Origin of the sequence: Variovorax sp. SRS16, from assembly GCF_901827165.1 — a bacterium.
Classification (GTDB): domain Bacteria; phylum Pseudomonadota; class Gammaproteobacteria; order Burkholderiales; family Burkholderiaceae_C; genus Variovorax.
Genome location: NZ_LR594666.1, coordinates 4,147,498 through 4,172,739, shown reverse-complemented (window position 1 = coordinate 4,172,739; position 25,242 = coordinate 4,147,498). Strand labels below are relative to the sequence as shown.

The following is a 25,242-nucleotide window of genomic DNA, read 5'->3' as shown; positions in this document are numbered from 1 at the left end:
GTCAGTCGGGACTTGCGTATCGAGCCGATGCAGCGAGCGCAGCGGCAAAGGCCACCACGACATAGAGCGCAGCGGTCAGCGTGCTCACTTGGGCCAGAAAGCCGATTACCGGCGGCCCGGCCATGAAACCCAGGTAAGCCGCCGCCGAAACCGCCGCGATGCCGCGCGCGGGCTCGACGCCCGGCACGCGCGCCGACGCAGCGAACAGGATCGGCACCACATTGGCGAAGCCGACGCCCACGCCTGCAAACCCGATCAGGGCCAGCCAGGGTGCATGGCTGATCAATACCAGTGTCATTGACGCGGCCGCCAGCAAGGCGCTTGCGCGCAGCAGGGCCGAAGGCGTCACGCGGGCCCGCATCGCATCGCCGCTGAAGCGAGCCGCTGCCATGGCCGCCGAGAAGCTTGCGTAGGCCAGTGCGGCCTGGTGCTGAGGACTGCCGAGCTCCTGCTTCAGATAGAGCACGCTCCAATCGTAGATCGCGCCCTCGGCGATCAGCCCCAGTGCCGCCAACAGCCCAAGCACGATGAGCGCGCCGCGAGGGAGCCGGAAGCCGCTCTCCGTGCTGGCGAAAGCAGTCGCTGCCTTGGGCAGCATGTCTCTGGCGGAAAGGGCGATGACGAGAGCCATTGCCACGGCAACCAGTGTCAGATGATGCTGCGGCGGCATGCCCGTTGCGAGCGCTGCGCCGCCGGTCACGGCGCCCGCCATGCCCCCCAGGCTGAACATCCCGTGCATGCCGCTCATCAAGGGTTTGCCGCCTCGAAGTTCGAGCTGCGCCGCCTCGGTGTTGATCGCCACGTCGAAAACGCTCGTGACGACGCCGAACACGGCGAGCAATCCCAGCAGCGCGGCATAGCCTGGCATGACCAGCAAGCCGGCCAAAAGAAGTGCGTAGACCGCCCCGCAGAATCGAGCAGTGTTCCGTGCGCCCTGGCGGCCGATCCAACGGCTTGCTTGCGTCAGACCCAGAAGTGCCCCGATCCCTGCGGCCAGCATGGCGAGGCCGAGTGCTGCTTCATCGACACCGTAGTGGGTCTTGACGGTCGGAATGTGAACTCCCCACGTCGCGAAGATGAACCCCGAACCGAAAAACTGTGCGCGTGAAGCCCAGCGCGTGCGGGCAACGATCATCAATGGGTTCGACAACGCTAGCGTCCGATGGCAAAGATCGCCGGTGCTCGCTCGTCGGCAGCCGACGGGCGGGCGCGCCATGCTTTCACGGTTTCGCTGCGCAGGCTCGCATCGGCGAGCGTCAGTCCGCGGGCCACCGCGAGCCTTGTGTTGTGCTGCAAGGTCTGGATCAGCGAGTGCAGCAACGCGGCGTTGCGGTACGGTGTTTCAATGAAAAGTTGTGTCTGCCCGGTCTTGAGCGCGAGCACTTCGAGTTCCCGGATGCGCTGCACGCGTGCAGCGCCGTCCTGCGGAAGGTAGCCCACGAACGCGAAGTTCTGACCGTTGAGTCCGCTCGCTGCAAGTGCGAGCAGGAGCGATGTGGGTCCGACGAGCGGAACCACCTGGATGCCCAGGTCGTGCGCCGCCCTCGCCACCGAAGACCCCGGATCGGCAACGGCCGGCATGCCCGCCTCGCTGAGCAGTCCGATGTCATGGCCTTCGAGTGCGGCCGCAAGCAAGGGGCGGGCGTCGAACTGGCCGGCATGGTCGCCCTTCTTGTGAACCTCGCGAGGAAGCTCTTGGATGTGCTGAGCCTGCAACGGCGCAGCAAGCGGGGCGACGGCATCGATGCGCCTCAGGTAGGCGCGGGCCGATTTGGCGTTCTCGCAGATCCAATGGGTGATGCCGGCGGCAGTTAGCAGGGTGCCGAGCGGCAGCACCTCCTGGAGCGGCGCCTGCGTATCGCAGCCGAAGTCCAGTGGCGCTGGCACCAGATAGAGTTTTCCGCAGCTCACAGCAGCGCGATTCCCGCAGCGCGCAACATCCTGGCGGTGCGAATCAAAGGCAGGCCGACCAAGGCTGTCGGATCATCGCTTTCGATGGTGTCGAGCAGGGCAATGCCGAGGCCTTCGCTCTTGGCACTTCCGGCGCAATCGTAGGGCTGCTCCGCACGAAGATAGGCTTCGATCGCTGCCTCGCTGAGGTCACGGAATGTGACACGCACGGAGGCCAGGTCGCGCTGCATGAAGCCTGTTGCCCCGCAGACTACCGCAACCGCTGTCTGAAAGACCAGGGTCTGACCGCTCATGCGTTGCAGTTGAGTTGTTGCGCGCGCGTGATCCCCGGGCTTGCCGAGCGCTTCACCTGCAAGATCGGCCACTTGGTCGGAGCCGATCACGACGGCCTCGGGAAAGCGGGTGGCGACAGCGCTTGCCTTTTCCAGCGCGAGACGCTCCGCGAGCGCACGCGGCGTTTCGCCAGCCAGCGCCGTTTCGTCGACTTCGGATGCCCGCACGTCGAAAGGCAGGCGCAGCCGCGCAAGAAGTTCGCGACGGTAGCGCGAGGTCGAGGCAAGAATGACGGCACGTTGCATGGGCCATGATTGTGCGCGAGCGGTTTAGACTGAGCCCGATGACGAGAGAATTTCACCCCAGCCGACTCGACGTAGATGCTTTTGCCGAGACCGCGGCCACTGTTTCGGGAGAGGATCCGCTCGCAAGCTACCCGCGCCTGCAAGCGGAACTGGCCGCCCCGGCTCCTGGATCGACCGTCCATTGGAAAGCCACAGGGGCTTGCCGAGGCGGCTCTGCCGGGGGGACGGTTCCCTGGTTGCATTTGTCGGCGGGGGCTCGCGTTCCTTTGGTTTGCCAGCGCTGCCTCGGTCCGGTCGACGTGGACCTGCAGATCGACCGCTGGTTCCGTTTCGCCGAGGACGAAGCCATTGCGGCGGCAGAGGATGAAGCGTCGGAGGAAGATGTCCTGGTGTCGAGCCGCGACTTCGACTTGCGCGCGCTGGTCGAGGACGAGTTGCTGATGGAAATCCCTATCACGCCGCGGCATGAGGTGTGCCCAGAGCCGACTCGATTTTCTGCCGAGGATCCCGATTTCAATGGCGAAGAGGGTGCGCGTCCCAATCCCTTCGCCGTTCTGGGCACCCTTCGCCCCCGAAAGCCGGAATGAAGCACAGACGCGAGTGCTTGGCGCCACTTGGGCGGCTTGGGCTATAATCATGGGCTTCGCGCGCGCCGCTGTGGACGTTTTATCGTTGCTGTCGCCTCGCATGCTCACCAATCCATCCGCATTTCTTCAGGAGCCAGCATGGCCGTCCAGCAAAACAAGAAGTCGCCGTCCAAGCGCGGCATGCACCGTTCGCACAACGCCTTGGGCGTGCCTGGTATCGCGGTCGAACCGACCACGGGTGAAACCCACCTGCGCCACCACATCAGCCCGAACGGTTTCTATCGCGGTCGCAAGGTCCTCAAGACCAAGTCCGAAGCCTGATTCCTATTTCAAGGCCAAGGCCCGAGGCTACTTTCTTTGTAGCGTCGGGCCTTTGTTTTGATGGTCACTTCTTCCGAAGCCCCTACAGGGCGTCCTGTGATCACCCTTGCAGTTGATTGCATGGGCGGCGATCACGGGCCGCGCGTCACGCTCACGGCCTGCAGGGCATTTCTTGAGCGGCATGCCGAAGCCTCGCTGCTCCTGGTCGGAGCGCCCGCAGCGCTCGCAGACTTCTCTCATCCGCGCGCCACGGTGATTGGTGCCAGCGAAGTGGTTGGCATGGATGACTCTATCGAGGTTGCCCTGCGCAAGAAAAAAGACTCCTCGATGCGTGTAGCAATCCAGCAGGTCAAGGACGGTGCTGCACAGGCAGCAATATCTGCTGGCAACACTGGCGCTTTGATGGCTATTGCCCGCTATCTTCTGAAAACCCTCGATGGCATCGACAGACCCGCCATCGCTCCTCAGCTTCCCAACAGCAAGGGCGGAGCCACCACGGTGCTCGACCTTGGTGCCAATGTGGATTGCGACGCCGAGGATCTGCTGCAGTTTGCCGTGCTGGGATCGGCTCTCGTATCCGCACTCACAGGCAACGAATCGCCCAGCGTGGGATTGCTGAATGTGGGCGAAGAAGCGATAAAAGGCAGTGAAACGATCAAAAGAGCCAGTCAACTGCTTCAAAAGGCCGCGAGTTCTCAGGATCTGAATTTTTATGGAAACGTCGAGGGCAACGATATTTTCAAGGGCACGACCGACATCGTGGTGTGTGACGGTTTTGTCGGCAACGTGACATTGAAGGCAACCGAAGGCGTTGCCTCCATGATCGTGGACTTTCTCAGGATTGAGTATTCGAACGGCTTTTTCAGTAAATTTGCTGCCATCGTCTCCTATCCTGTTTTAAAGGCACTTAAGCGTCGACTCGACCACCGTCGCTACAACGGCGCAGCCTTGCTCGGGCTGCGGGGGCTGGTGTTCAAGAGCCATGGGTCCGCGGACGAAGTGGCCTTCGGCCATGCGCTGGATCGCGCTTATGATGCCGCTCGCAACAACCTGCTCGATCGCGTGCGGGCCCGCATCGCCCACGCCGCGCCATTGCTTGCCCGGCAGAAATCGGCGGTGCCGGCCGACGCGGCGGCACTCCACGCTTGATGACCGCTTTTTCCCGCATTACCGGCACTGGCAGCTATCTGCCCCCACGCCGGGTGACCAACGATGATCTCGCGCTCGAACTCGCTGCACGCGGCATCGAGACCTCCGACCAATGGATCATCGAGCGCACCGGCATTCGCGCTCGACATTTCGCAGCGCCTGAGGTCACGAGCAGTGATCTGGCACTGGAAGCCGCCAGGCATGCCATCGAGGCAGCCGGCCGCACTGCCGCCGACATCGATCTGATCGTCGTTGCCACTTCGACGCCCGACATGGTGTTCCCTTCCTCGGCGGCGATCCTTCAGAACAAACTCGGCATTGCCGGATGTCCGGCATTCGACGTCCAGGCGGTTTGCAGCGGCTTCGTGTATGCGCTCACGGTCGCCGACGCAATGGTTCGTACCGGCACCGCCAAATGCGCCTTGGTCGTCGGCGCAGAAGTGTTTTCGCGCATTCTTGACTTCAACGATCGCACGACTTGCGTTCTGTTCGGCGACGGCGCCGGCGCCGTGGTGCTCGAGGCCAGCGAAGAGCCGGGCATCCTTGCGAGTGACTTGCACGCCGATGGCAAGCACGTGGGCATCCTGTGCGTCCCCGGTCATGTGTCCGGTGGCAACGTGCTCGGGACGCCACTGCTTCACATGGACGGACAGGCTGTTTTCAAACTGGCCGTTCGTGTGCTGGAGGATGCCGCACGCAACACATTGCAGAAGGCGGGCAAGACGGAGGCGGATATCGATTGGCTGATTCCTCATCAAGCCAACATCCGCATCATGGAGGGAACTGCAAGAAAGCTGAAAGTGCCGCTCGAAAAGCTGATCGTGACGGTCGGCGAGCACGGCAACACTTCGGCTGCTTCAGTTCCGCTGGCCCTGGACGAGGCCGTGCGTTCAGGCAAGGTCAAAAAGGGTGATACCGTCATGCTCGAAGGCGTGGGTGGCGGCTTCACCTGGGGTGCAATACTGCTGGACTTGTAGCGCGGGCGCTGCCTTGGGAAAGGCTGTGACGCGATCGGAGATACCAAGAATGAAGTCCTTTGCTTTTGTCTTTCCGGGACAGGGCTCTCAAGCGGTGGGGATGCTGGACGCCTGGGGCGATCATCCTGCGGTCGCTGAAACGCTGCGCGAGGCATCCGATGCGCTGGGCGAAGATGTCGCACGGCTCATCCACGAAGGCTCGAAAGAAGCGCTTGCCTTGACCACCAACACGCAGCCCGTCATGTTGGTCGCGAGCATCGCGGCATGGCGGGCATGGCTTGCAGAAGGCGGCGCCAAGCCGTCGGTCGTGGCGGGCCACTCGCTGGGTGAATATTCCGCATTGGTGGCATCCGAAGTCTTGACCTTGGTGCAGGCCGCGCCTTTGGTGCGTTTTCGGGCACAGGCCATGCAGCATGCCGTGCCCGTTGGCGTCGGCGCGATGGCGGCGATCCTTGGCATGGATGCTGAGAAGGTGAAGGAAGGTTGCGCCGAAGCGACGGCCACGTTCGGTCCCGGTAGCGCTGAAATCGTCGAGGCGGTGAATTTCAATGATCCGGTGCAGACCGTGATCGCAGGCAGCAAGGCGGCCGTCGACAAAGCCTGCGAGATCCTCAAGGGCAACGGCGCCAAGCGCGCGCTGCTGCTCCCGGTATCCGCGCCTTTCCATTCGAGCCTGATGAAGCCGGCTGCCGAGGCGTTGCGCGAGCGGCTGGCGTCGATCAGCCTGGCCACGCCACAGATTCCCGTTGTCAACAACATCGATGTCAGCATCGAAGTCGACGCCGATCGCATTCGGGCGGCATTGGTCCGTCAGGCGGCCGGGCCGGTGCGATGGGTGGAAAGCGTTCAGGCGTTGAAAAGCAGGGGCGTCGACGCCATTGTCGAATGTGGTCCGGGCAGGGTTTTGGCGGGGATGGCCAAGCGCATCGCGCCGGAACTTGCCGCTGTATCGGTGTATGACCCGGCGACGCTCGCCGAAACCAGGCAACTGCTCGGTGGCTGAAGGCCGAGATTCCGGATTTTCTTCTATGAGTACACCAAGATTCGAAGGCCAGATCGCACTGGTCACTGGCGCGTCGCGCGGCATCGGCGCGGCGATTGCGTTCGAGCTGGCACAGCGTGGTCTCAAGGTCATCGGAACCGGGACCACAGACGAAGGGGCTGCCAAGATCACGTCCGCTCTGAGTGCCCATGACGGCCGAGGGCGGGTGCTTGACGTCAACGACGTGAAGGCGGTCGAAACGCTGGTCGATGAAATCGTCAAGGCTTACGGTGCCATTCATGTGCTGGTCAACAACGCCGGCATCACCCGCGACACCCTCGCCATGCGATTGAAGGACGACGACTGGGATGCTGTGCTCGACACCAATCTCAAGGCCGTTTTCCGCGTGTCCCGTGCGGTGATTCGCCCCATGATGAAGCAGCGCTATGGCCGTATCGTCAATATCACCAGCGTCGTGGGCGCGGCGGGCAACGCTGGCCAGGCCAACTATGCGGCCGCCAAAGCCGGTGTTGCTGGAATGACGCGTGCCTTGGCGCGCGAGCTCGGCAGTCGCAATATCACGGTCAATTGCGTGGCGCCCGGCTTCATCGAGACCGACATGACGGCCAGCCTGCCCGAAGCGCAGCAGCAGGCGCTGCTTTCGGCGATTCCGCTAGGCCATCTCGGCAAACCAGCCGATATTGCGCATGCGGTCGCGTATCTGGCTTCACCCCAGGCGGCTTACGTCACGGGGCAGGAGTTGCACGTCAACGGCGGCATGCACATGTGAGCGCCCGCGGGGCCACCCACTTTTCTCGAACGGCCGCGTGGCAAATGCCACAATGCGGCCGGCTAAAATCCCCGATTACCTACAACCCTCAGAGGGAACCAAATGAGCGATATCGAAGCACGTGTCAAGAAAATCATTGCCGAGCAACTCGGCGTTGAAGAGTCCCAGGTCACCAACGAAAAGGCTTTCGTCGCCGACCTTGGCGCAGACTCGCTCGACACGGTCGAACTCGTGATGGCGCTCGAAGACGAGTTCGGCATCGAGATCCCCGACGAAGATGCCGAGAAGATCACGACGGTCCAGAATGCCGTCGACTACGCCACCAAGAATCAAAAGGCCTGAAATCGGCCTCGCTGAACGCTCGTTCCGGCCTGCGGCGTTGATGTCCGCATGCGTCGCACGACAGCCTCGGCGCTTCCAGAAAGGTTTGCCGGCATGACCAAACGCCGCGTCGTCGTGACCGGGCTCGGTTGCCTCTCTCCTGTCGGAAATACCGTCGCCGAATCCTGGGCCAACCTGTTGGCCGGGAAGTCGGGCATCGACACGATCACCAAGTTCGATGTGAGTGCCTTCGCCTGCAAATTCGCGGGCGAGGTCAAGGGTTTCGACATCACGAAGTACATACCCGAGAAGGAAGCGCGCCATATGGATCGCTTCATCCATCTGGGGCTCGCGGCTGCGATACAGGCAGTGCAGGACAGCGGCTTGCCGACCGGCGACGCGCTGCCTCACGAGGAGGCGGTACGCATCGGCTGCAATATCGGTTCCGGAATCGGGGGGCTGCCTCTGATCGAGGCAACCCATGGCGAACTGGTCAATCGCGGGCCACGCCGCGTATCGCCGTTCTTCGTGCCGGCGTCGATCATCAACATGATCTCGGGTCACGTGTCGATCAAATACGGGTTCAAGGGCCCGAACATTGCGATCGTCACCGCATGCACCACCGGCCTGCACGCGATCGGCGTCTCCGCGCGCATGATCGAATATGGCGATGCGGATGTGATGATCGCCGGTGGTTCGGAATCCACGGTATCGCCGCTCGGCATCGGCGGATTCGCTGCGGCGCGTGCGCTGTCGACGCGCAATGACGATCCGGCCACCGCCTCCCGTCCCTGGGATCGCGATCGCGATGGCTTTGTTCTCGGAGAAGGCGCTGGCGTGCTGGTGCTCGAGGAATACGAGCACGCGAAGGCACGCGGAGCCAAGATCTACGCCGAGGTGTCCGGTTTCGGCCTGAGCGCCGATGCGTTTCATATGACCGCTCCTGACGTCGACGGGCCGCGTCGGTCCATGGTGATGGCCTTGAACAACGCGGGCGTCAACACCGATCAGATTCAGTATCTGAATGCGCACGGCACCTCGACGCAGATCGGCGACGTCAATGAAACCAACGCGATCAAGAATGCCTTTGGCGACCACGCCCGCAAATTGGTCGTGAATTCGACGAAGTCGATGACGGGTCACCTGCTGGGTGGTGCCGGCGGCATCGAGTCCGTGTTTACCGTGCTGGCGGTGCATGAGCAGAAGAGCCCCCCTACGATCAACATCTTCAATCAGGATTCGGAGTGCGATCTCGACTATTGCGCCAACGAGGCGCGCGATCTCAGGATCGACGTCGCGCTCAAGAACAATTTCGGCTTCGGCGGCACCAACGGCTCGCTGGTGTTCAAGCGCGTTTGATTTCCTCCGACCCATGCACCGCGCCCCGTCGGTGAGTTATCCGGTGGGGCGCTCGCGCAATGCGGATCTGCTGGTCCTGATCATTTGGATCTTCGGCGTCGGGTCGTCCGTTTTCGTGAGCATTCGATTCGAGGCCTTCGGTTGGCGGCAGGCGTCGTTGACCCTGGGCGTCGCCCTTGCCAGCGCGCTGGCCTTGCGCGATTTCAGCCGCCGTGCCGCGCCCGCCGAACTGAGTTTCGACGGCCAGCATTGGTCGCTTTCAGGCAGCACGGTGCTGCGGACCGCGGCAGCGCACGTGGCGCTCGACTTGCAATCCTTGCTGCTGGTGCGCGTGATCGAGTCCGGTCGCACGCGGCGCTGGATCTGGCTCGACCGGCATGCAAAGCCGGAACGCTGGCGAGATCTGCGCCGTGCGGTATATTCGCGCGCTCCGTCAGCGGGATCGGCCGCCGGCTCCGGGCGCGCAACGTCCACCGGCGGACATCAACCCCTTTCATGACCGCTTCCTTGCCGCCCGTGCCACCGGACGCCGGTTTGATCGGCGCGCCCGCCGCAGAGCCGAAGCCTGGCGAAGTTGACTTTCAACTCGTGCAGCGAACGGTCGCCGGCGACCAGAAGGCCTTCGAACTGCTGGTGATCAAGTACCAGCGGCGCATCGAGCGGCTGATCGGCCGGATGGTGCGGGACGTGAATCTGGTCGAGGACATTGCGCAGGAAACCTTCATCCGAGCCTACCGGGCGTTGCATCAGTTCCGCGGCGAAGCGCAGTTCTACACCTGGCTCTACCGCATCGCCGTCAATACGGCCAAGAAAGCCCTGGTCGACATGAAGCGCGACCCGACCGTCTCCGAAAGCGCCCTGCGCTCGTCTTCCGAAGACGACGATGAAACTTACCGGCCCGGAAACGAACCAATCAGCGACGAGACGCCCGAATCCGTCATGGCTGCCAACGAGATCGCCGAGGCCGTCGAAACGGCCATGGAGGCGCTACCCGCCGAATTGCGGCAGGCCGTCACGCTGCGCGAGATCGAAGGGATGAGTTATGAAGAGATCGCCGAAGTGATGAACTGCCCGATCGGCACGGTGCGGTCGCGGATTTTCCGGGCGCGTGAAGCCATTTCGGCAAAGGTCAAGCCATTGCTGGACAACCAGTCCGGCAAACGTTGGTAAGCAGGTGAATGAAATGAACCACACAAGTACAGGTCGCGAGCAGGTGTCGGCACTCGTCGATGGCTATTTGCAAGGCGATGAATTCGCGCAGGCGATCGGCAAGGTCGGCAGCGAAGGTGAGTTGCGCGCGACCTGGCACACGTACCACCTCGTCGGCGACGTGCTGCGTTCCGGTGTTCATACCGCCTGCAGCGATTCCTCCGAATTCCTTTCCCGGCTGCAGCGTCGCCTCGAGGCCGAGCCGGCCGCGCCTGTTTCGCTGTTCGTCGAGCCGCAGCCTGCTGCCACGCCTCATCTCGAAGCAGCCAATGAGCCGGTCTTTCGATGGAAGCTCGTTGCGGGGGCGGCCTCGTTGGCGGCGGCGGCGGCGATCGGATGGAATTGGGTCGGCGGCAGCGCCGCCCCCCAGCCGGGCGATGCACAACTGGCGCAGCAGCAGACCTCGAATTCGGTTCTTGCCGCGTCGATTTCGCCTCAGCAGGCCATGTCCTCGTTCACGCCGACGCGGGTGGTTGTCGGAAGCGGCGGCCCGCAGGTCATGCTGCGCGATCCTCGTCTGGATCAGTTGCTCGAAGCGCATCGGCAGGTCGGCGGCGCGCAAATGCCTTCCGGCTTCCTGCGCAATGCCACCTTCGAAGGACCCTCGCGCTGAACGCGCGCCTGCAGCCGTCGAGATGATTGTTCCAATGTCGACTTCCGCCCGTGGAGCCGTGGTTCTGATGGCTGCCTTGTGCGCCGGACAGGCCGCGGTGGCACAAGGTCGCGCGCCCGTGCCGCCTCCAAAAAGCTGGGCCAACGCCTCAGGCGGGGAGATGCCAAAGCTCGGGGCGGTCGAATGGCTGCAGCGCATGCATGCCGCCTCACGACAGCGCAGCTATGCGGGCACCTTCGTGGTTTCCGCTGCGGTGGGCAACCTGTCGAGCGCCCGTATCTGGCACGTGTGCGAGGGCGATCTCCAGATGGAGCGCATCGAGGCTCTTTCGGGGCCGCCGCGCTCGACCTTCCGCCGCAACGATCAGGTCATGACCTTCTTGCCCGAGGCCAAGATCGTCAAGAGCGAGAAACGCGAAAATCTCGAACTGTTTCCCAATCTCCTCGGCAGTCCTGATTCTTCCATTGACGATTTCTACAACGCGCGCGTGCTCGGCAAGGACCGGGTTGCCGGGTTCGATGCGGACGTGGTCCAACTCGAGCCGAGCGACGGCCTGCGCTTCGGCTACCGCGTCTGGAGCGAACGGCGCACGGGCCTGGTGGTCAAGCTTCAGACCATCGACAACGAGAACCGGGTGATCGAGCAGTCCGCATTTTCTGAGCTTCAACTCGATGCGCCGGTCAAGGCGCATGCGCTCGCACAGATGATGAGCAGCACTGCGGGCTACCGGATCGAGAAGTCCGAGCTCGAGCGCACCACGGCGTCGAAAGAAGGCTGGTCGCTCAAGACGCCGATCGCCGGCTTCAGGCCGATCAGCTGTTACCGGCGTCCGATGGGTGACGGTCCGCAGGGCCACACGATGCAATGGACTTTTTCGGACGGCCTTGCATCGGTTTCGCTGTTCGTCGAGCCTTACGATGCGCAGCGTCAGCCTCGGGAAGTCGTTCTTGCGCTGGGCGCCACCTACACGCTGACGCGCCGACTGACCGGCAAGGATGGCGATTGGTGGCTGACGGCGGTCGGCGAAGTGCCGCCACAGACGCTCGACGCGTTTGCCCGCAGTCTTGTCCACACGCATTGATCGCTTTCCGGACGCCTGAAAACTTCGGCGAGCCGTTGAAGGTATTGTTGTTGTCTTAGCTCTCTCTCACACGAAAGAAACCGATGATGTTCAAGATCGAGGGGAACAAAATCCGTTCATACCTGATGGCGGGCGCGCTTGCCCTTGCTTCCGCCGCTGCTTTCCTGCCGGCCATGCCGGCCCACGCGCAGGTGCGGACCCTTCCCGACTTCACCGATCTCGTCGATCAAGTCGGACCGGCGGTGGTCAATATCCGAACCGTCGAAAAGGTGACGCCGCAGGGCAATGGCGAGATGGACGAGGAAATGCAGGAGTTCTTCCGCCGTTTCTTCGGCCAACCGATGCCCGGGACGCCACGCCAGGGACCGCGCTCGAACCGGCCGCAAGCGCCGCAGGAGGAAGAGCGCCCGCGAGGTGTGGGTTCCGGCTTCATCCTCACGTCCGACGGCTTTGTGATGACCAACGCACATGTGGTGGAAGATGCGTCGGAGGTGCTCGTCACGCTGACCGACAAGCGCGAATTCAAGGCGAAGTTGATTGGCGTCGACAAGCGGACCGATGTAGCTGTCGTGAAGATCGATGCGACGGGGCTGCCAGCGGTCAAGGTGGGCGACGTATCCAAACTGCGCGTCGGCGAATGGGTGATGGCCATCGGGTCGCCGTTCGGCCTCGAAAATACCGTGACAGCAGGCATCGTGAGCGCCAAGCAGCGCGACACAGGCGACTACCTGCCGTTCATACAGACCGACGTTGCCATCAATCCCGGAAATTCCGGCGGCCCGCTGATCAACATGCGGGGCGAGGTGGTGGGCATCAACAGCCAGATCTACTCGCGCTCGGGCGGATTCATGGGCATTTCGTTCTCGATCCCGATCGACGAAGCCATCCGCGTCAGCGATCAACTGCGTGCTACCGGCCGGGTTTCGCGTGGGCGCATCGGTGTGCAGATCGACCAGGTCACGAAGGACGTTGCCGAGTCCATCGGCCTGGGCAAGGCCCAGGGCGCTCTGGTGCGCGGCGTCGAAGCCGGATCGCCGGGCGACAAGGGCGGAATCGAGCCGGGTGACATCATCACCAAGTTCGACGGCAAGACCATCGAAAAACCCAGCGACCTCCCGCGCCTCGTGGGCAACACGAAGCCGGGCACCAAGAGTTCCGTTACGGTGTTTCGCCGCGGCAGCACGCGCGATCTGTCCGTAACGGTGGCGGAGATCGAGCCCGACAAGCCTGCCAAGCGTGCGTCGGAGCGGGATGAGTCACCCGCCAAGTCGCCCGCGTCCGCTGCCGCCAAATCGCTGGGACTCGCACTCAGCGATCTCACGGAGGCGCAGAAAAAGGAGCTCAAGCTCAAGAACGGCGTCAGGGTCGACGCGGCCGCCGAAGCCGCCGCCAGGGCTGGCTTGCGCGAGGGTGACATCGTGCTTGCGATCAGCAACGTCGAGATTTCCAGCGTCAAGGAATTCGAGTCGGTGCTGGCGAAGGCTGACAAGGCCAAGCCGATCAGCGTGCTTTTCAGGCGAGGTGACTGGGCCCAATACGCACTGATCCGGCCTTCACGCTGATCCGGCGCTCAGCGTCAAGTGGCCCCACCCCGCAGTCGGGTTTGGGGCCCTTTTTTGGTAGCTTTGCGACGACGGCGAGCACGGAAATAAAAAATTCTTGGCGCATCGAAAGATCTATATTTGTTTGTATTCACTAACTTGTTGTCGAGCTAACGATGAATTTCAGTAGAATAGGCTCCATCGCCTCGCCGGAGTGCGCATAAGCAAGGGCCCTCTCTTCACCATGCGAGATGTGAGGCACCCGTCCACCGGCGCTCCACAGATCGCCCACAAGTTGTTAAGGAAACGGTCCACCGATCGTGTTGATAAGCTGTTCATAACCTCCATGTTGCTGACCTGCAACGACGGTTCCGGGGCTTCGGCCCGGCTGTACGCGCCCCCCTTTTTGCCTACAATGAAGTTCCAACTACTGCAGTTGCCATTGCTTGTTGGTTCAGGGCGCGTCTCTCGGGGACGCGCCCTTTTTTCTTGCCTGTCGCTTTCCGCGCACGAACCAATTCAAGTACTTAAGCGTTCTCGTTGATGAATCACATCAGAAACTTTTCGATCATCGCGCACATCGATCACGGCAAATCGACGCTCGCGGACCGCTTGATACAGCGTTGCGGCGGACTGGCCGACCGCGATATGGAAGCACAGGTTCTCGACTCGATGGACATCGAGAAAGAGCGTGGGATAACCATCAAGGCGCAGACCGCAGCACTGCACTACACGGCGCGCGATGGACAGGTCTACAACCTCAATCTGATCGATACGCCGGGGCATGTCGACTTCTCTTACGAAGTGAGCCGCTCGCTGTCCGCGTGCGAAGGCGCGTTGCTCGTCGTCGACGCCAGCCAGGGTGTCGAAGCGCAGACGGTTGCCAACTGCTATACCGCGCTCGATCTCGGCGTCGAGGTGGTGCCGGTGCTCAACAAGATGGATCTGCCGCAAGCCGATCCCGACAATGCGAAGTCCGAGATCGAGGACGTGATCGGCATCGATGCGACCGATGCGATTCCCTGCTCGGCCAAGACCGGCATGGGCATCGACGAGATCCTCGAAGCCATCGTCAGCAAGGTGCCCGCGCCCCGAGGCGATCCCAACGCCGCCTTGCGGGCCATGATCGTCGACAGCTGGTTCGATGCCTACGTGGGCGTCGTGATGCTGGTGCGCGTGGTCGATGGCCGCCTCGCAAAGGGCGAGCGCATCAAGCTGATGGCATCGGGTGCGACCTACAACGCGGACAACCTCGGCGTCTTCACCCCGGCGACGGAGCCTCGTCCATCGCTCGAAGCGGGCGAGGTGGGCTTCATCATCGCGGGCATCAAGGAACTGCAGGCCGCGAAGGTGGGCGACACCGTCACGCTGATCAAGCCCGGCACGGGTGGCGCAGCCGCCACGGCGACGCAAGCCTTGCCCGGCTTCAAGGAAATCCAGCCGCAGGTCTTCGCCGGCCTCTATCCGACCGAGGCCAGCGAGTACGACTCGCTGCGCGACGCGCTGGAAAAACTCAAGCTCAACGATTCGTCGCTGCACTATGAACCGGAAGTGTCCCAGGCGCTGGGCTTCGGATTCCGCTGCGGTTTCCTCGGCTTGCTGCACATGGAAATCGTGCAGGAGCGGCTGGAGCGCGAGTTCGATCAGGACCTGATCACGACCGCGCCCAGCGTCGTCTATCAGGTCATGAAGAACGACGGCGAAGTGGTGATGGTGGAGAACCCGTCGAAGATGCCCGACATCGGCAGGATGTCGGAGATCCGCGAGCCCATCGTCACGGTTCATCTCTACATGCCGCAGGAATACGTCGGCGCCGTGATGACGCTTGCCCATCAGAAGCGCGGCGTGCAGATGAACATGGCCTACCACGGCCGACAGGTCATGCTGACCTACGAGATGCCGCTCGGCGAGATCGTGCTGGACTTCTTCGACAAGCTGAAATCGGTCTCTCGCGGCTATGCGTCGATGGACTACGAGTTCAAGGAATACCGCGCATCGGACGTCGTCAAAGTCGACATCCTGCTCAACGGCGACAAGGTCGACGCGCTGTCGATCATCGTTCACCGCAGCCAGAGCCAGTACCGCGGCCGGGCGGTCGTCTCCAAGATGCGCGAGATCATCAGCCGCCAGATGTACGACGTCGCGATCCAGGCCGCGATCGGCGTCAACATCATCGCGCGTGAGACAATCAAAGCCCTCCGCAAGAACGTGCTCGCCAAGTGCTACGGCGGCGACATCACTCGCAAGAAGAAGTTGCTCGAGAAGCAGAAGGCGGGCAAAAAACGAATGAAGCAGATCGGCACGGTCGAGGTCCCGCAAGAGGCCTTTCTCGCCATCCTGCAAGTCGAAGACTAACGATGGCATTTCTCACCTCACTGATCCTCGCCGCCTTTGCGGGCTATATCGGCGCCTGGTACTTCGGCGCGATCGAAGGCAACTTCGCATTGCTGCTCTTCCTGGCCACCGTCGTCACGGGTATCTATTGGCTGGCGGAACGGTTCTACTTCCTGCCGAAGCGCCGGCGTGCGGCCGAGACGCTCGACGCCTCGCTGGCGCAGCGGCGCGAAGAGCTGGCCCGTCAGGGCATCACGCAGGTCGACAAGGTCGACACCACGACGCGCGAACGGCTGATCATGCAGCCGTGGTGGCTGGATTGGACCGCAGGCCTGTTCCCGGTGATCCTGGCGGTTTTCCTGTTGCGCTCATTCTTGTTCGAGCCGTTCAAGATCCCGTCAGGTTCGATGATGCCGACCCTGCTGACCGGCGATCTGATCCTGGTCAACAAGTTCACCTACGGGCTGCGGCTTCCGGTCATCAACACCAAGATCACCGAGGGGACGCCGCCCGCACGTGGCGACGTGATGGTGTTCCGCTACCCGCCCAAGCCGAGCATGGACTACATCAAACGCGTGGTCGGCGTGCCGGGCGACGAGGTGGCCTACCTCAACAAGAAGCTCACGATCAACGGGCAGCCGATCAGCAAGGACCCGGTGCCCGACTATTTCGATGAGGAGACGATGAGCTACCTCAAGCAGTACTCGGAAAATCTTGGCGGAAAACAGCACAAATTGCTCAATGACGACAACCGTCGCGCAGGCCTGTCCGAGGCCGAGATCATGCCCTTCCCGAATCAGGAAAATTGCCGCTACAGTGTCGAGGGTGTCGTCTGCAAGGTGCCGCCGGGCCACTATTTCATGATGGGCGACAACCGTGACAACTCGCTCGATTCGCGCTACTGGGGCTTCGTTCCGGACCAGAACATCGTGGGCCGGGCGTTCTTCGTGTGGATGAATTTCGGCAATCTCAAGCGCATCGGCGGATTCCAATAACGATTCAGATTTTTCATTCGAGGGGAAGAGGGCAAGCATGAGAGCAATCGAGTCGAAACAAAAGCAGCGCGGCATCTCCTTCATCGGGCTGCTGTTCGTGGCCATCGTGCTGGCCTGCCTCGGCGTCGTCGTGGCGCAGGTGATTCCGACGCTGATCGAATACCAGGCGATTCTCAAGGCAGCCAACAAGGCCACGGAGGGTGCGACGGTTCCCGAGGTACGGGCCATCTTCGATCGCGCCCAGGCCATCGACGACTTCACCTCCGTCGCCGGCAAGGACCTCGACGTCCAGAAGGTCGGCGACAAGGTCGTGGTGTCGTTTGCGTACCAGCGCGAGATCCATCTCTTCGGCCCGGCCTACCTGACGCTCAAGTACCAGGGCCAGTCGCACTGAATGAAACACCCCCCGGAGGGCGGCCTTGCCGCGCTGCAGGCGCGCATCCAGCATTCGTTCTCGGACGGACGCCTCCTCCAGCTTGCGCTGACGCACCGCAGCTTTTCGGCGGACCACAACGAGCGGCTCGAATTCCTGGGCGACTCGGTGCTCAACCTCGCCGTGTCTCATCTGCTCTACGCGCGTCTGTCGGCGCTGCCCGAAGGCGATCTGTCCAGGGTGCGCGCCAACCTGGTCAGGCAGGAGACGCTGCATCAGCTTGCGATCAAGCTGGCCCTGTCACCGCTGCTGCGCCTCGGTGAAGGAGAGGCGCGCTCGGGTGGTTCGAGCCGGCCTTCGATCCTGGCCGATGCGCTGGAAGCGTTGATCGGTGCGGTATACCTCGATGCGGGCTACGGTCCCGCGCAGGCGCTGGTGCATCGCCTTTACGAGGCGGTCGAGATCAATCCGCGCATGGAAGCGGCGGCCAAGGACCCGAAGACCGAATTGCAGGAATGGCTGCAGGGCCACAAAATGAAGCTGCCGGCCTATCGCGTCGTCGGGACGCTGGGTGCGGCCCACAAACAAACTTTCGATGTCGAGTGCGAGGTGGCCGAACTGGGCCTGTGCGAACGCGGCATCGGCGGCTCGCGCCGCGCCGGCGAGCAGGCCGCCGCGGCGGCCATGTTGATCCGGCTCAAGGCGCGCGGCGCGAAGGCATCCCAATGAACGACGCAACCGATCCTTCCATGACCCGGCCCGAAGAGCCAGGCGGTGCCGAGGGCACTCCATCCTCGCAGCGCTGCGGTCTCGTGGCCATCGTGGGCAAGCCCAATGTCGGCAAGTCGACACTGCTCAATGCGTTGGTCGGCCAGAAGATCAGCATCACCTCGCGCAAGGCGCAGACCACCCGGCACCGCATCACCGGCATGCGCACCCTAGGCGCGACGCAGTTCGTCTTCGTCGACACGCCCGGCTTCCAGACCCTGCATGCCAACGCATTGAACCGGTCGCTCAACAAGACCGTGGTGGGTGCCGTCTCGGATGTCGATCTGATCCTGTTCGTGGTGGAGGCCGGCAGTTTCACGCCGGCCGACGAACGGGTGCTGAAGCTGCTCGGCACCGGCATTCCGACGGTGCTGATCGCCAACAAGCTCGACAACGTCCATCGCCGCGGCGATATCGCGCCCTGGCTGCAGACCATGCAGGGCAAGCACGCCTTCGCCGAGTTCGTGCCGATGTCGGCCAAGAATGCCAAGGATGTCGAGCGCCTCTTCGGCATCTGCGAGAAATACCTGCCCGAGCAGGCCTGGTGGTATGCCGAGGACGAGCTGACCGACCGCAGCGAACAATTCCTGGCCAGCGAGCTGGTGCGCGAGAAGCTGTTCCGGCTCACCGGCGACGAGCTGCCCTATACCTCGACGGTCATCATCGACAAGTTCGAGGAAGAGCCGCCCGCGCGCAAGGGCCAGAAGCGCCTGCTCAAGATCGCCGCCACCATCGTGGTCGAGCGGGACGGCCACAAGGCGATGGTGATCGGCGACAAGGGAGAGCGCATCAAGCGCATCGGCACCGAGACGCGGCAGGAACTCGAGAAGCTGATGGATGCCAAGGTCTTCATCGAGCTCTGGGTCAAGGTGCGCTCGGGCTGGGCGGACGATGAGGCGCGCGTGCGATCTTTCGGGTATGAATGAGCTTGCATGGCGGTCAAGCGCACCTCCCATGAGCCGGCTTATGTGCTGCATCGCTACGACTGGAGCGAATCGAGCCTGATTCTCGAGGTCTTCACCCGGCACCATGGGCGCATCGCGCTGGTCGCCAAGGGCGCCAAGCGACCGAGCTCCAACTTCCGGCCGGTGCTGCTCCCGCTGCAGCCGCTGCAGCTGTCCTATGGCGGCGATGCCGAGATCCGCAGCCTCAAGGCGGCCGAGTGGATGGGCGGCCACGTGATGCCGACCGGCGAAGCGCTGCTGTCCGGCTACTACCTCAACGAACTCCTGCTGCGCCTGCTGGCCCGCGACGACGCGCACGAGGCGCTGTTCGACGCCTACGCCGGCGTCGTCCAGGTGCTGGCCGGCGACCATGCGGGCGCTCAGGCCGCGACGCAAGCCGCGGCCCTTCGCGCCTTCGAGCTGCTGCTGCTGCGCGAAGTCGGCTTGCTGCCGGCACTCGATGCCGAGACGCTCACGCTGGCGCCGCTCGAGGACGACGTGCGCTACGCCCTCGTGCCGGAAGCCGGCCTGCGTCAGGCCGCGCAGGACGAGGCCGCGCTCGAAGGTTCGGAATGGCGGGCGGTGGAGCACACACTCGGCGAGCGCGCGCCGTTTCCTGCCGCGCTGCGCCAGGTCGCCCTGATGAATGCCGGAACCAACAGTTCGCTGCGCAACCAGTTGCGCACGCTGCTCAACTACCATTGCGGTGTCGCAACGCTGCGCACGCGGCAGATGATGAGAGACCTGCAAGCCCTATGAGCACATCCCTTTCGGTCAACCTCAACAAGGTGGCGCTGGTGCGCAACACCCGGCCCCTCGGCATCCCCAGCGTGCTCTTTGCCGCCGCGCTGTGCCTGGATGCCGGCGCGCATGGCATCACGGTGCATCCGCGGCCAGACGAGCGCCATATCCGCCCGCAGGACGTGCGCGACCTGTCGGCCCTGCTGGCGAAGGACTGGCCCGGGATCGAGTTCAACATCGAAGGCAATCCGTTCCACAACCTGATGGACTACGTGCGCGAGCTGCGTCCGCACCAGGCCACCTTCGTGCCCGACAGCGAAACGCAATCCACCAGCGACCACGGCTGGAGTTTTCCCGAAGACGCTGCTCGCCTGCGCCCGCTGATCGCCGAAACCCACGCGCTCGGGGTTCGCGTGAGTCTTTTCATGGACCCGGAGCCGGGCATGATGGCGGCCGCCAAGGCCGTCGGTGCCGATCGCGTCGAGCTCTACACCGAGGGTTATGCCGCCTCGCGCAACACCTCCCGGGCGGACGCCGTTCTGCAGCTGTATGTGGAGGCAGCGCGCGCGGCGCAGGCCGCGGGACTCGAGGTCAATGCTGGGCATGACCTCAGCCGCGAGAACCTCACCGAATTCCTGCGCGCCGTCCCGGGCGTGCGCGAGGTGTCGATCGGCCATGCCTTCGTCGCCGACGCGCTGGAGCTCGGCTATGCCGCGACCACGCGCGAGTACCTGCGCTGCATCGGCGAGGCGAAGTAGATGCGTCTTCGGCACCGGTCGCTCCACGTGCGCATGCCCATGTCGGGACGGCTGAGATGATCTACGGTATCGGCACCGACATCTGCGACGTCCGGCGCATCGCTGCCACCTTCGCGCGCCAGGGCGAACGCTTCGCCGAGCGCGTCCTCAGCGACGCGGAGCTCGGTGTCTGGCGCACGCGCAGCGCGCGCTGGCCTGAGCGCGGCCTGCGTTACCTGGCCACTCGCTTTTCCGCCAAGGAGGCCTTCAGCAAGGCCATCGGCACCGGCATGCGCACGCCGATGGCCTGGCGGCTGTGCGAGATCGCGAACCAGCGCAGCGGCAAGCCCGTGATCGTGCTGCACGGCGGCCTCAAGGATTGGTTCGACGCAGAGCGGCTGACGGCGCATGTCACCGTCACCGACGAGACCGACTTCGCGGTGAGCTTCGTCGTCGTCGAGCGCCGCGAATGACCCAGGCCGCATCGCATGCCCCGCTGATCATCGACGTCGCGGGGCTCGCATTGAACGATGCCGACCGGCGGCGGCTGGCCGACCCGCTGGTGGGCGGCGTGATCCATTTCGCCCGCAACTGGCAGGACCGTGCGCAGCTCGCCGCCCTCAACGCGGAGATCAAGGCGCTGCGGCCGGACCTCCTGATCTGCGTCGATCACGAAGGTGGCCGGGTCCAGCGCTTTCGCACGGATGGCTTCACGCGATTGCCGTCCATGCGCGCACTCGGCGAACTCTGGATGGCGGATCCGATGCGCGCCACGCAGGCGGCCACGGCATGCGGCTTCGTGCTCGCCGCCGAACTGCGCGCCTGCGGTGTCGATTTCAGCTTCACGCCGGTGCTCGATCTCGATCACGGCGCGAGCAGCGTGATCGGTGATCGCAGCTTTCATCGCGATCCGCGCGTCGTCGCGCTGCTCGCCAAGAGCCTGATGCACGGCTTGCTGCAGGCTGGGACGGCCAACTGCGGCAAGCACTTCCCCGGCCACGGCTTCGTGCGGGCCGACTCGCACGTCGCGATACCCGTGGACCGGCGCGGGCTGAAGACGATCCTGGCGGACGACGCCCGGCCCTACGACTGGCTGGCCGGCACCCTCGCGGCCGTGATGCCGGCGCACGTGATCTATCCCAAGGTGGATGCGCGGCCGGCCGGCTTCTCGTCGAAGTGGCTGCGGCAGATCCTGCGCGGCCGACTGGGCTTCGACGGCGCAGTCTTCAGCGACGACCTCAGCATGGAGGCCGCGCGCCGCATCGACGGCCAACTGCTGAGCTACACCGATGCCGCACTGTCGGCGCTCGACGCCGGCTGCGATCTCGCCTTGCTGTGCAACCAGAGCGTGGGCGAAGGCAGGGTGCTCGACGAACTGCTCGACGGCTTTGCCGCGGCACGGCGCAGCCGGCGCTGGCGGCCGGATGCCGCCAGCGAGGCGCGCCGGCGGGCCTTGCTGCCGCGTGCGCCGGCGCTCGATGGGGATGCGCTGCGACGTTCTCCCGCCTACCAGCGTGCGCTGGAGATGGCGCTGCCCGGCCGTACGGCCTGAACAGCGGCCTTCAGCCTGCGGCCTGCCAGAGCGGGCCGCCGCCGCCGTCGAGATGGGTCAGATAGAGCCGCAGGTCGAACTCCAACTGGTGATAGTCCGGCTCCATGTGCGTGCACAGCTGGTAGAAGGCCTTGTCGTGCGCGCGTTCCTTCATGTGCGCCAGCTCATGGACGGCGATCATGCGCAGCCATTCGATCGGCACTTCCTTGAACAGGCTCGCGACGCGGATCTCGCGCTTGGCCTTGAGCTTGCCGCCCTGCACGCGCGACACCGTCGTGTGGGTGCCGAGCGCATTGCGGATCACGTGCAGCTTGCCGTCGAACGCCACCTTCGACAGCGGCTCGGCATTGCGCATGAAACGGCTCTTCAGATCGCTCACGTAGTCGTACAGCGCGCGGTCGGTGCGGATGTCGTGCGTGCGGCCATAGCGCTTTTGCAGCCATTCGCCGAGCCGGTCCTGCACCACCAGCTGCGCGACCTGCGCCTGCAGCGCCGCGGGATAGGCAGCGAGGTACTTCATGCCGCTTGCGGCGCGCGTGCGCCGACGGCGGCAGCGGCGTAGGCCAGGCCGGCGGCCACGCCACCGAACAGATCTCCTTCGATGAGCTCGGTGCGCGGAAATGCGTCACGCAGTGCCTGCTGGAACGGGTGCAGCGCCGCAGAGCCGCCCGTCAGGTAGATGGCATCGAGCCTGTCGGTGCCGAGGTTCGCGCGCCGGACGCAATCGCGCGCGCACGACACCACGTTGTCGATCGGCGTGGCGAGATGCCGCTGCATGTCGCCGGCCGTGAGCGCGGACGCGAGGCCCGCCTGCGCGCACGACAGATCGATCGCCACGCCATCGCCCTCGTCGCTCGTGCCGCTGCGGATCTTGGCCTGCTCGACTTCGTTGGCGATGCGATGGCCATGGCGATGCACGAGCACGTCGACCAGGCGGTCATGCAGCCGCGTGTCGGCATAGTTGATCCGCAGCGCCTGCACCTGCCGGATCGCCCGCGGCGCATACAGCCAGTTGATCAGATGCCAGGACGACAGATCGAAGAAGGACTTGCTCGGCACCTCGCGGCCGCGCGGGCCGACATGCCGGAAGCCGAGATGCGGCATCACGCATTCGAGGCTGAGCCGCTGGTCGAAATCCGTGCCGCCGATGTGCACGCCGGCGGTGGCCAGCAGGTCGCCGGCGCGATCAGCCAGTGCGACGCGCTTCGGCCCCAGGCGCACCACCGTGAAGTCCGAGGTGCCGCCGCCGATGTCGACGATCAGGACCAGCGCCTCGCGATCGATCCGGCGCTCGTAGTCGAACGCGGCGGCAATGGGTTCGTACTGGAAGCGGACTTCGCCCAGCCCTGCATGGCGCGCGGCCCGGCGCAGCGCGGCTTCGGCTTGCCGGTCTCGCTCGTCGTCGTCGTCCACGAAGCGGACCGGGCGGCCGATGACGACCTGCGCCGGCGGCGCGCCGAACTGCGTCTGCGCGCGCTTCGCGAGCTCATGCAGGAAGAGGGCGATGATGTCCTCGAAGCTCACCTTCTCGTTGCCGATCTCGGTCTGGTCCTGCATCAGCGGCGTGCCGAGCAGGCTCTTGAGCGAGCGCATCAGCCGGCCTTCGGTGCCCGCCAAGTACAGCGCGATCGCCTCGCGGCCGAAATGCGTGCTGCGCTCCTCGGCGTTGAAGAAGACCGCGGTCGGCATCGTCGTGGCCGATCCTTCGAGCGGCAAGAGGCGGGCGAGCGAATCGCCCTGCACCGACGCGACCGCGGAGTTGGAGGTGCCGAAATCGATGCCGATCGCGGGCGCAGAGCGGTTCAAGATTCCCGGCGCAACGCAGGAAAGAGGATGACGTCGCGAATGCTCGGCGAATCGGTCAGGAGCATCATGAACCGATCGATGCCGATGCCGCAGCCGCCGGTCGGCGGCATGCCGTATTCGAGCGCGCGAACGAAGTCATGGTCGTAGAACATCGCCTCGTCGTCGCCGCTGTCCTTGGCCGCCACCTGCGCATTGAAGCGCGCGGCCTGGTCTTCGGCATCGTTGAGCTCGCTGAAGCCGTTGCCGAATTCGCGGCCGGTGATGTAGAGCTCGAAGCGCTCCGTCACTTCGGGACGTTCGTCGTTGGCGCGCGCCAGCGGCGAGATCTCGGTCGGGTGCTCCATGATGAAGGTCGGCTGCCAGAGTTTTTCTTCCACCGTCTCTTCGAAGTACATCACCTGCAGGCTGGCGAGGCTGCGCTGCGAGAGCTTGCCCTTGTCCTCGGTCAGGCCCAGCTTGCGCAGGGCGTTGACGAGCCAGGCGGCATCGTCGACATGGTCGCCCGCGTCGGTGTGGCGCAGGATCGCCTCGCGGATCGTGAGCCGCTCGAACGGAAGACTCAGGTCGACAGGTTGGCCCTGGTAGTCGAGCGCGAGCCGGCCGACGGTCTTCTCTGCGATGGTGCGGATCAGCGTCTCGGTGAAGTCCATCAGGTCGCGATAGTTCCAGTAGGCCGCGTAGAACTCCATCATCGTGAACTCGGGGTTGTGCCGCACCGAGATGCCCTCGTTGCGGTAGCTCCGGTTGATCTCGAACACGCGCTCGAAGCCGCCGACGATCAGCCGCTTCAGATAGAGCTCGGGCGCAATGCGCAGGAACATCTCCTGGTCGAGCGCATTGTGGTGTGTCTTGAAGGGCTTGGCATTGGCGCCGCCGGGGATCGGATGCAGCATCGGCGTCTCGACCTCGAGGAAGTCGTTGGCCACCATGAACTCGCGCAGCGCGCTCACGGCGCGGCTGCGCGCCGCAAAGCGCTCGCGCGCCGATTCGTCGGTGATCAGGTCGACATAGCGCTGGCGGTACTTCTGCTCCTGATCGGCCATGCCGTGGAACTTGTCCGGCAGCGGCCGCAGGCTCTTGGTCAGCAGGCGCAGCTTCGTGACCTTGACCGAGAGTTCGCCGGTGCGGGTCTTGAAGGCCGAGCCTTCGGCGCCGACGATATCGCCCAGGTCCCAGTGCTTGAATGCGGCGTAGGCGTCTTCGCCCACCGCGTCGCGCGTGATGTAGAGCTGGATGCGGCCGGTGGCGTCCTGCACCGTCGCGAAGCTGGCCTTGCCCATCACCCGCTTGAGCATCATGCGGCCCGCCACGCTGACGGCGATCGGCGCGGCTTCGAGCAGCTCGGCCGGCGTGTCGCCGTGCGCTGCGATCAGTCCCGCGGCGCGGTGGCCGGGCTTGAAATCGTTCGGGAACGCGACGCCCTGGCCTGCGGCCTGCGCCGCGCGCAGGCCTTTCAGCTTTTCGCGCCGCTCGGCGATGAGCTGGTTGTCGTCGATCGTGGCGGCCGCCGTGGAAGCGGGCGCTGCGACAGTGGCGGAAGCGGAAGGAGTCGATGAATCGGACATGGAGGCAG

Annotated in this window: 28 protein-coding genes; 22 read left to right on the top strand and 6 right to left on the bottom strand. The window is 64.1% G+C overall.

All coding sequences use genetic code 11. From position 1 onward, the window contains the following. Position 1 precedes the first annotated feature (1 nt). The 3 genes from E5P2_RS20265 to E5P2_RS20255 are packed head-to-tail and all read right to left on the bottom strand — an operon-like array spanning position 2 to position 2,489. Complete coding sequence (locus E5P2_RS20265) at positions 2-1,135, bottom strand: MFS transporter (protein ID WP_162568879.1); 1,134 nt, start codon at positions 1,133-1,135, stop codon at positions 2-4. 17 nt (positions 1,136-1,152) lie between these two features. Further along, entirely contained in the window at positions 1,153-1,911 is a 759-nt protein-coding gene (locus E5P2_RS20260) for an SAM-dependent methyltransferase (RefSeq protein ID WP_162568878.1), read from the bottom strand. Continuing rightward, entirely contained in the window at positions 1,908-2,489 is a 582-nt protein-coding gene (locus tag E5P2_RS20255; protein ID WP_162568877.1) for a Maf family protein, read from the bottom strand. Before E5P2_RS20255 ends, E5P2_RS20260 begins: the two co-directional genes overlap by 4 nt. Positions 2,490-2,494: 5 nt before the next feature. On the opposite strand from E5P2_RS20255, the gene E5P2_RS20250 reads away from it, so the two are divergent. From E5P2_RS20250 to nagZ, 22 genes are all read left to right on the top strand, one after another. Continuing rightward, positions 2,495-3,076, top strand: coding sequence for a YceD family protein (locus tag E5P2_RS20250; RefSeq protein WP_332107553.1), 582 nt, complete (start codon positions 2,495-2,497; stop codon positions 3,074-3,076). Between the two features lie 138 nt (positions 3,077-3,214). After that, positions 3,215-3,397: a 50S ribosomal protein L32 gene (rpmF, locus tag E5P2_RS20245; RefSeq protein ID WP_028248601.1), complete on the top strand. Its 183-nt coding sequence runs from the start codon at positions 3,215-3,217 to the stop codon at positions 3,395-3,397. Positions 3,398-3,493: 96 nt separating this feature from the next. After that, the gene (plsX, locus tag E5P2_RS20240) at positions 3,494-4,546 is read left to right on the top strand and encodes a phosphate acyltransferase PlsX (protein ID WP_162568876.1); all 1,053 of its coding nucleotides are present in this window, start codon (positions 3,494-3,496) and stop codon (positions 4,544-4,546) included. Beyond that, positions 4,546-5,523: a beta-ketoacyl-ACP synthase III gene (locus E5P2_RS20235; RefSeq protein WP_162568875.1), complete on the top strand. Its 978-nt coding sequence runs from the start codon at positions 4,546-4,548 to the stop codon at positions 5,521-5,523. The genes plsX and E5P2_RS20235 overlap by 1 nt, the downstream gene beginning before the upstream one ends. Positions 5,524-5,572: 49 nt before the next feature. Continuing rightward, complete coding sequence (gene fabD, locus E5P2_RS20230) at positions 5,573-6,526, top strand: ACP S-malonyltransferase (protein WP_162568874.1); 954 nt, start codon at positions 5,573-5,575, stop codon at positions 6,524-6,526. Between the two features lie 25 nt (positions 6,527-6,551). Then, positions 6,552-7,295: a 3-oxoacyl-ACP reductase FabG gene (fabG, locus tag E5P2_RS20225; RefSeq protein WP_162568873.1), complete on the top strand. Its 744-nt coding sequence runs from the start codon at positions 6,552-6,554 to the stop codon at positions 7,293-7,295. Positions 7,296-7,397: 102 nt separating this feature from the next. Beyond that, entirely contained in the window at positions 7,398-7,637 is a 240-nt protein-coding gene (acpP, locus tag E5P2_RS20220) for an acyl carrier protein (protein ID WP_007830471.1), read from the top strand. A 93-nt stretch (positions 7,638-7,730) separates the two neighbouring features. After that, positions 7,731-8,975, top strand: a complete 1,245-nt coding sequence (gene fabF, locus E5P2_RS20215; RefSeq protein WP_162568872.1) for a beta-ketoacyl-ACP synthase II — start codon at positions 7,731-7,733, stop codon at positions 8,973-8,975. 13 nt (positions 8,976-8,988) lie between these two features. Then, positions 8,989-9,474 (top strand): hypothetical protein, encoded by a 486-nt coding sequence (locus tag E5P2_RS20210; protein ID WP_162568871.1) that lies wholly within the window; start codon positions 8,989-8,991, stop codon positions 9,472-9,474. Next, a complete protein-coding gene (rpoE, locus tag E5P2_RS20205) occupies positions 9,471-10,145 on the top strand; it encodes an RNA polymerase sigma factor RpoE (protein WP_162568870.1) in 675 nt (224 codons plus the stop codon). Before E5P2_RS20210 ends, rpoE begins: the two co-directional genes overlap by 4 nt. Before the next feature lie 13 nt (positions 10,146-10,158). Then, positions 10,159-10,797, top strand: a complete 639-nt coding sequence (locus E5P2_RS20200) for a sigma-E factor negative regulatory protein (RefSeq protein WP_162570574.1) — start codon at positions 10,159-10,161, stop codon at positions 10,795-10,797. Positions 10,798-10,819: 22 nt separating this feature from the next. Further along, positions 10,820-11,878 carry a MucB/RseB C-terminal domain-containing protein gene (locus E5P2_RS20195; RefSeq protein WP_162568869.1) on the top strand — a complete coding sequence of 353 codons (1,059 nt, stop codon included), beginning with the start codon at positions 10,820-10,822 and terminating at the stop codon, positions 11,876-11,878. 83 nt (positions 11,879-11,961) lie between these two features. Next, the gene (locus E5P2_RS20190; protein ID WP_162568868.1) at positions 11,962-13,440 is read left to right on the top strand and encodes a DegQ family serine endoprotease; all 1,479 of its coding nucleotides are present in this window, start codon (positions 11,962-11,964) and stop codon (positions 13,438-13,440) included. 522 nt (positions 13,441-13,962) lie between these two features. Further along, positions 13,963-15,774: a translation elongation factor 4 gene (lepA, locus tag E5P2_RS20185; RefSeq protein ID WP_162568867.1), complete on the top strand. Its 1,812-nt coding sequence runs from the start codon at positions 13,963-13,965 to the stop codon at positions 15,772-15,774. Between the two features lie 2 nt (positions 15,775-15,776). Next, positions 15,777-16,748 (top strand): signal peptidase I, encoded by a 972-nt coding sequence (gene lepB, locus E5P2_RS20180; protein WP_162568866.1) that lies wholly within the window; start codon positions 15,777-15,779, stop codon positions 16,746-16,748. 37 nt (positions 16,749-16,785) lie between these two features. After that, on the top strand, positions 16,786-17,142 hold the full coding sequence (locus E5P2_RS20175; protein WP_162568865.1) for a DUF4845 domain-containing protein: 357 nt from the start codon (positions 16,786-16,788) through the stop codon (positions 17,140-17,142). Further along, a complete protein-coding gene (rnc, locus tag E5P2_RS20170; RefSeq protein ID WP_162568864.1) occupies positions 17,143-17,850 on the top strand; it encodes a ribonuclease III in 708 nt (235 codons plus the stop codon). Positions 17,851-17,870: 20 nt separating this feature from the next. Further along, positions 17,871-18,815, top strand: a complete 945-nt coding sequence (era, locus tag E5P2_RS20165) for a GTPase Era (RefSeq protein WP_232080926.1) — start codon at positions 17,871-17,873, stop codon at positions 18,813-18,815. A 6-nt stretch (positions 18,816-18,821) separates the two neighbouring features. Further along, positions 18,822-19,592 carry a DNA repair protein RecO gene (gene recO, locus E5P2_RS20160; protein ID WP_162568862.1) on the top strand — a complete coding sequence of 257 codons (771 nt, stop codon included), beginning with the start codon at positions 18,822-18,824 and terminating at the stop codon, positions 19,590-19,592. Further along, positions 19,589-20,332: a pyridoxine 5'-phosphate synthase gene (locus E5P2_RS20155; RefSeq protein ID WP_162568861.1), complete on the top strand. Its 744-nt coding sequence runs from the start codon at positions 19,589-19,591 to the stop codon at positions 20,330-20,332. Before recO ends, E5P2_RS20155 begins: the two co-directional genes overlap by 4 nt. 56 nt (positions 20,333-20,388) lie before the next feature. Next, positions 20,389-20,784, top strand: a complete 396-nt coding sequence (gene acpS, locus E5P2_RS20150; RefSeq protein WP_162568860.1) for a holo-ACP synthase — start codon at positions 20,389-20,391, stop codon at positions 20,782-20,784. After that, on the top strand, positions 20,781-21,863 hold the full coding sequence (gene nagZ / locus E5P2_RS20145) for a beta-N-acetylhexosaminidase (protein ID WP_162568859.1): 1,083 nt from the start codon (positions 20,781-20,783) through the stop codon (positions 21,861-21,863). The genes acpS and nagZ overlap by 4 nt, the downstream gene beginning before the upstream one ends. A 10-nt stretch (positions 21,864-21,873) precedes the next feature. Here the strand turns inward: nagZ and E5P2_RS20140 are convergent, their stop codons facing one another. The 3 genes from E5P2_RS20140 to lysS are packed head-to-tail and all read right to left on the bottom strand — an operon-like array spanning position 21,874 to position 25,234. Then, on the bottom strand, positions 21,874-22,383 hold the full coding sequence (locus tag E5P2_RS20140; RefSeq protein ID WP_162568858.1) for a YgjP-like metallopeptidase domain-containing protein: 510 nt from the start codon (positions 22,381-22,383) through the stop codon (positions 21,874-21,876). Further along, positions 22,380-23,669 (bottom strand): Hsp70 family protein, encoded by a 1,290-nt coding sequence (locus E5P2_RS20135; protein ID WP_162568857.1) that lies wholly within the window; start codon positions 23,667-23,669, stop codon positions 22,380-22,382. The genes E5P2_RS20140 and E5P2_RS20135 overlap by 4 nt, the downstream gene beginning before the upstream one ends. Further along, complete coding sequence (gene lysS / locus E5P2_RS20130) at positions 23,666-25,234, bottom strand: lysine--tRNA ligase (protein WP_162568856.1); 1,569 nt, start codon at positions 25,232-25,234, stop codon at positions 23,666-23,668. Before lysS ends, E5P2_RS20135 begins: the two co-directional genes overlap by 4 nt. Between the last annotated feature and the right edge of the window lie 8 nt (positions 25,235-25,242).

What these genes read in the sequence shown, in the direction of transcription:
- era (WP_232080926.1), top strand. Translation starts at nt 17,871, where the DNA reads ATGACCCGGCCCGAAGAGCCAGGCGGTGCCGAGGGCACTCCATCCTCG.
- E5P2_RS20155 (WP_162568861.1), top strand. Translation starts at nt 19,589, where the DNA reads ATGAGCACATCCCTTTCGGTCAACCTCAACAAGGTGGCGCTGGTGCGC.
- E5P2_RS20140 (WP_162568858.1), bottom strand. Translation starts at nt 22,383, where the DNA reads ATGAAGTACCTCGCTGCCTATCCCGCGGCGCTGCAGGCGCAGGTCGCG.
- fabG (WP_162568873.1), top strand. Translation starts at nt 6,552, where the DNA reads ATGAGTACACCAAGATTCGAAGGCCAGATCGCACTGGTCACTGGCGCG.
- acpS (WP_162568860.1), top strand. Translation starts at nt 20,389, where the DNA reads ATGATCTACGGTATCGGCACCGACATCTGCGACGTCCGGCGCATCGCT.
- E5P2_RS20255 (WP_162568877.1), bottom strand. Translation starts at nt 2,489, where the DNA reads ATGCAACGTGCCGTCATTCTTGCCTCGACCTCGCGCTACCGTCGCGAA.
- fabD (WP_162568874.1), top strand. Translation starts at nt 5,573, where the DNA reads ATGAAGTCCTTTGCTTTTGTCTTTCCGGGACAGGGCTCTCAAGCGGTG.
- E5P2_RS20195 (WP_162568869.1), top strand. Translation starts at nt 10,820, where the DNA reads ATGATTGTTCCAATGTCGACTTCCGCCCGTGGAGCCGTGGTTCTGATG.
- lepB (WP_162568866.1), top strand. Translation starts at nt 15,777, where the DNA reads ATGGCATTTCTCACCTCACTGATCCTCGCCGCCTTTGCGGGCTATATC.
- E5P2_RS20250 (WP_332107553.1), top strand. Translation starts at nt 2,495, where the DNA reads ATGATTGTGCGCGAGCGGTTTAGACTGAGCCCGATGACGAGAGAATTT.
- E5P2_RS20200 (WP_162570574.1), top strand. Translation starts at nt 10,159, where the DNA reads ATGAACCACACAAGTACAGGTCGCGAGCAGGTGTCGGCACTCGTCGAT.
- E5P2_RS20175 (WP_162568865.1), top strand. Translation starts at nt 16,786, where the DNA reads ATGAGAGCAATCGAGTCGAAACAAAAGCAGCGCGGCATCTCCTTCATC.
- lysS (WP_162568856.1), bottom strand. Translation starts at nt 25,234, where the DNA reads ATGTCCGATTCATCGACTCCTTCCGCTTCCGCCACTGTCGCAGCGCCC.
- lepA (WP_162568867.1), top strand. Translation starts at nt 13,963, where the DNA reads ATGAATCACATCAGAAACTTTTCGATCATCGCGCACATCGATCACGGC.
- E5P2_RS20265 (WP_162568879.1), bottom strand. Translation starts at nt 1,135, where the DNA reads ATGATCGTTGCCCGCACGCGCTGGGCTTCACGCGCACAGTTTTTCGGT.
- fabF (WP_162568872.1), top strand. Translation starts at nt 7,731, where the DNA reads ATGACCAAACGCCGCGTCGTCGTGACCGGGCTCGGTTGCCTCTCTCCT.
- rnc (WP_162568864.1), top strand. Translation starts at nt 17,143, where the DNA reads ATGAAACACCCCCCGGAGGGCGGCCTTGCCGCGCTGCAGGCGCGCATC.
- recO (WP_162568862.1), top strand. Translation starts at nt 18,822, where the DNA reads ATGGCGGTCAAGCGCACCTCCCATGAGCCGGCTTATGTGCTGCATCGC.
- acpP (WP_007830471.1), top strand. Translation starts at nt 7,398, where the DNA reads ATGAGCGATATCGAAGCACGTGTCAAGAAAATCATTGCCGAGCAACTC.
- E5P2_RS20190 (WP_162568868.1), top strand. Translation starts at nt 11,962, where the DNA reads ATGATGTTCAAGATCGAGGGGAACAAAATCCGTTCATACCTGATGGCG.
- rpmF (WP_028248601.1), top strand. Translation starts at nt 3,215, where the DNA reads ATGGCCGTCCAGCAAAACAAGAAGTCGCCGTCCAAGCGCGGCATGCAC.
- E5P2_RS20210 (WP_162568871.1), top strand. Translation starts at nt 8,989, where the DNA reads ATGCACCGCGCCCCGTCGGTGAGTTATCCGGTGGGGCGCTCGCGCAAT.
- rpoE (WP_162568870.1), top strand. Translation starts at nt 9,471, where the DNA reads ATGACCGCTTCCTTGCCGCCCGTGCCACCGGACGCCGGTTTGATCGGC.
- E5P2_RS20235 (WP_162568875.1), top strand. Translation starts at nt 4,546, where the DNA reads ATGACCGCTTTTTCCCGCATTACCGGCACTGGCAGCTATCTGCCCCCA.
- nagZ (WP_162568859.1), top strand. Translation starts at nt 20,781, where the DNA reads ATGACCCAGGCCGCATCGCATGCCCCGCTGATCATCGACGTCGCGGGG.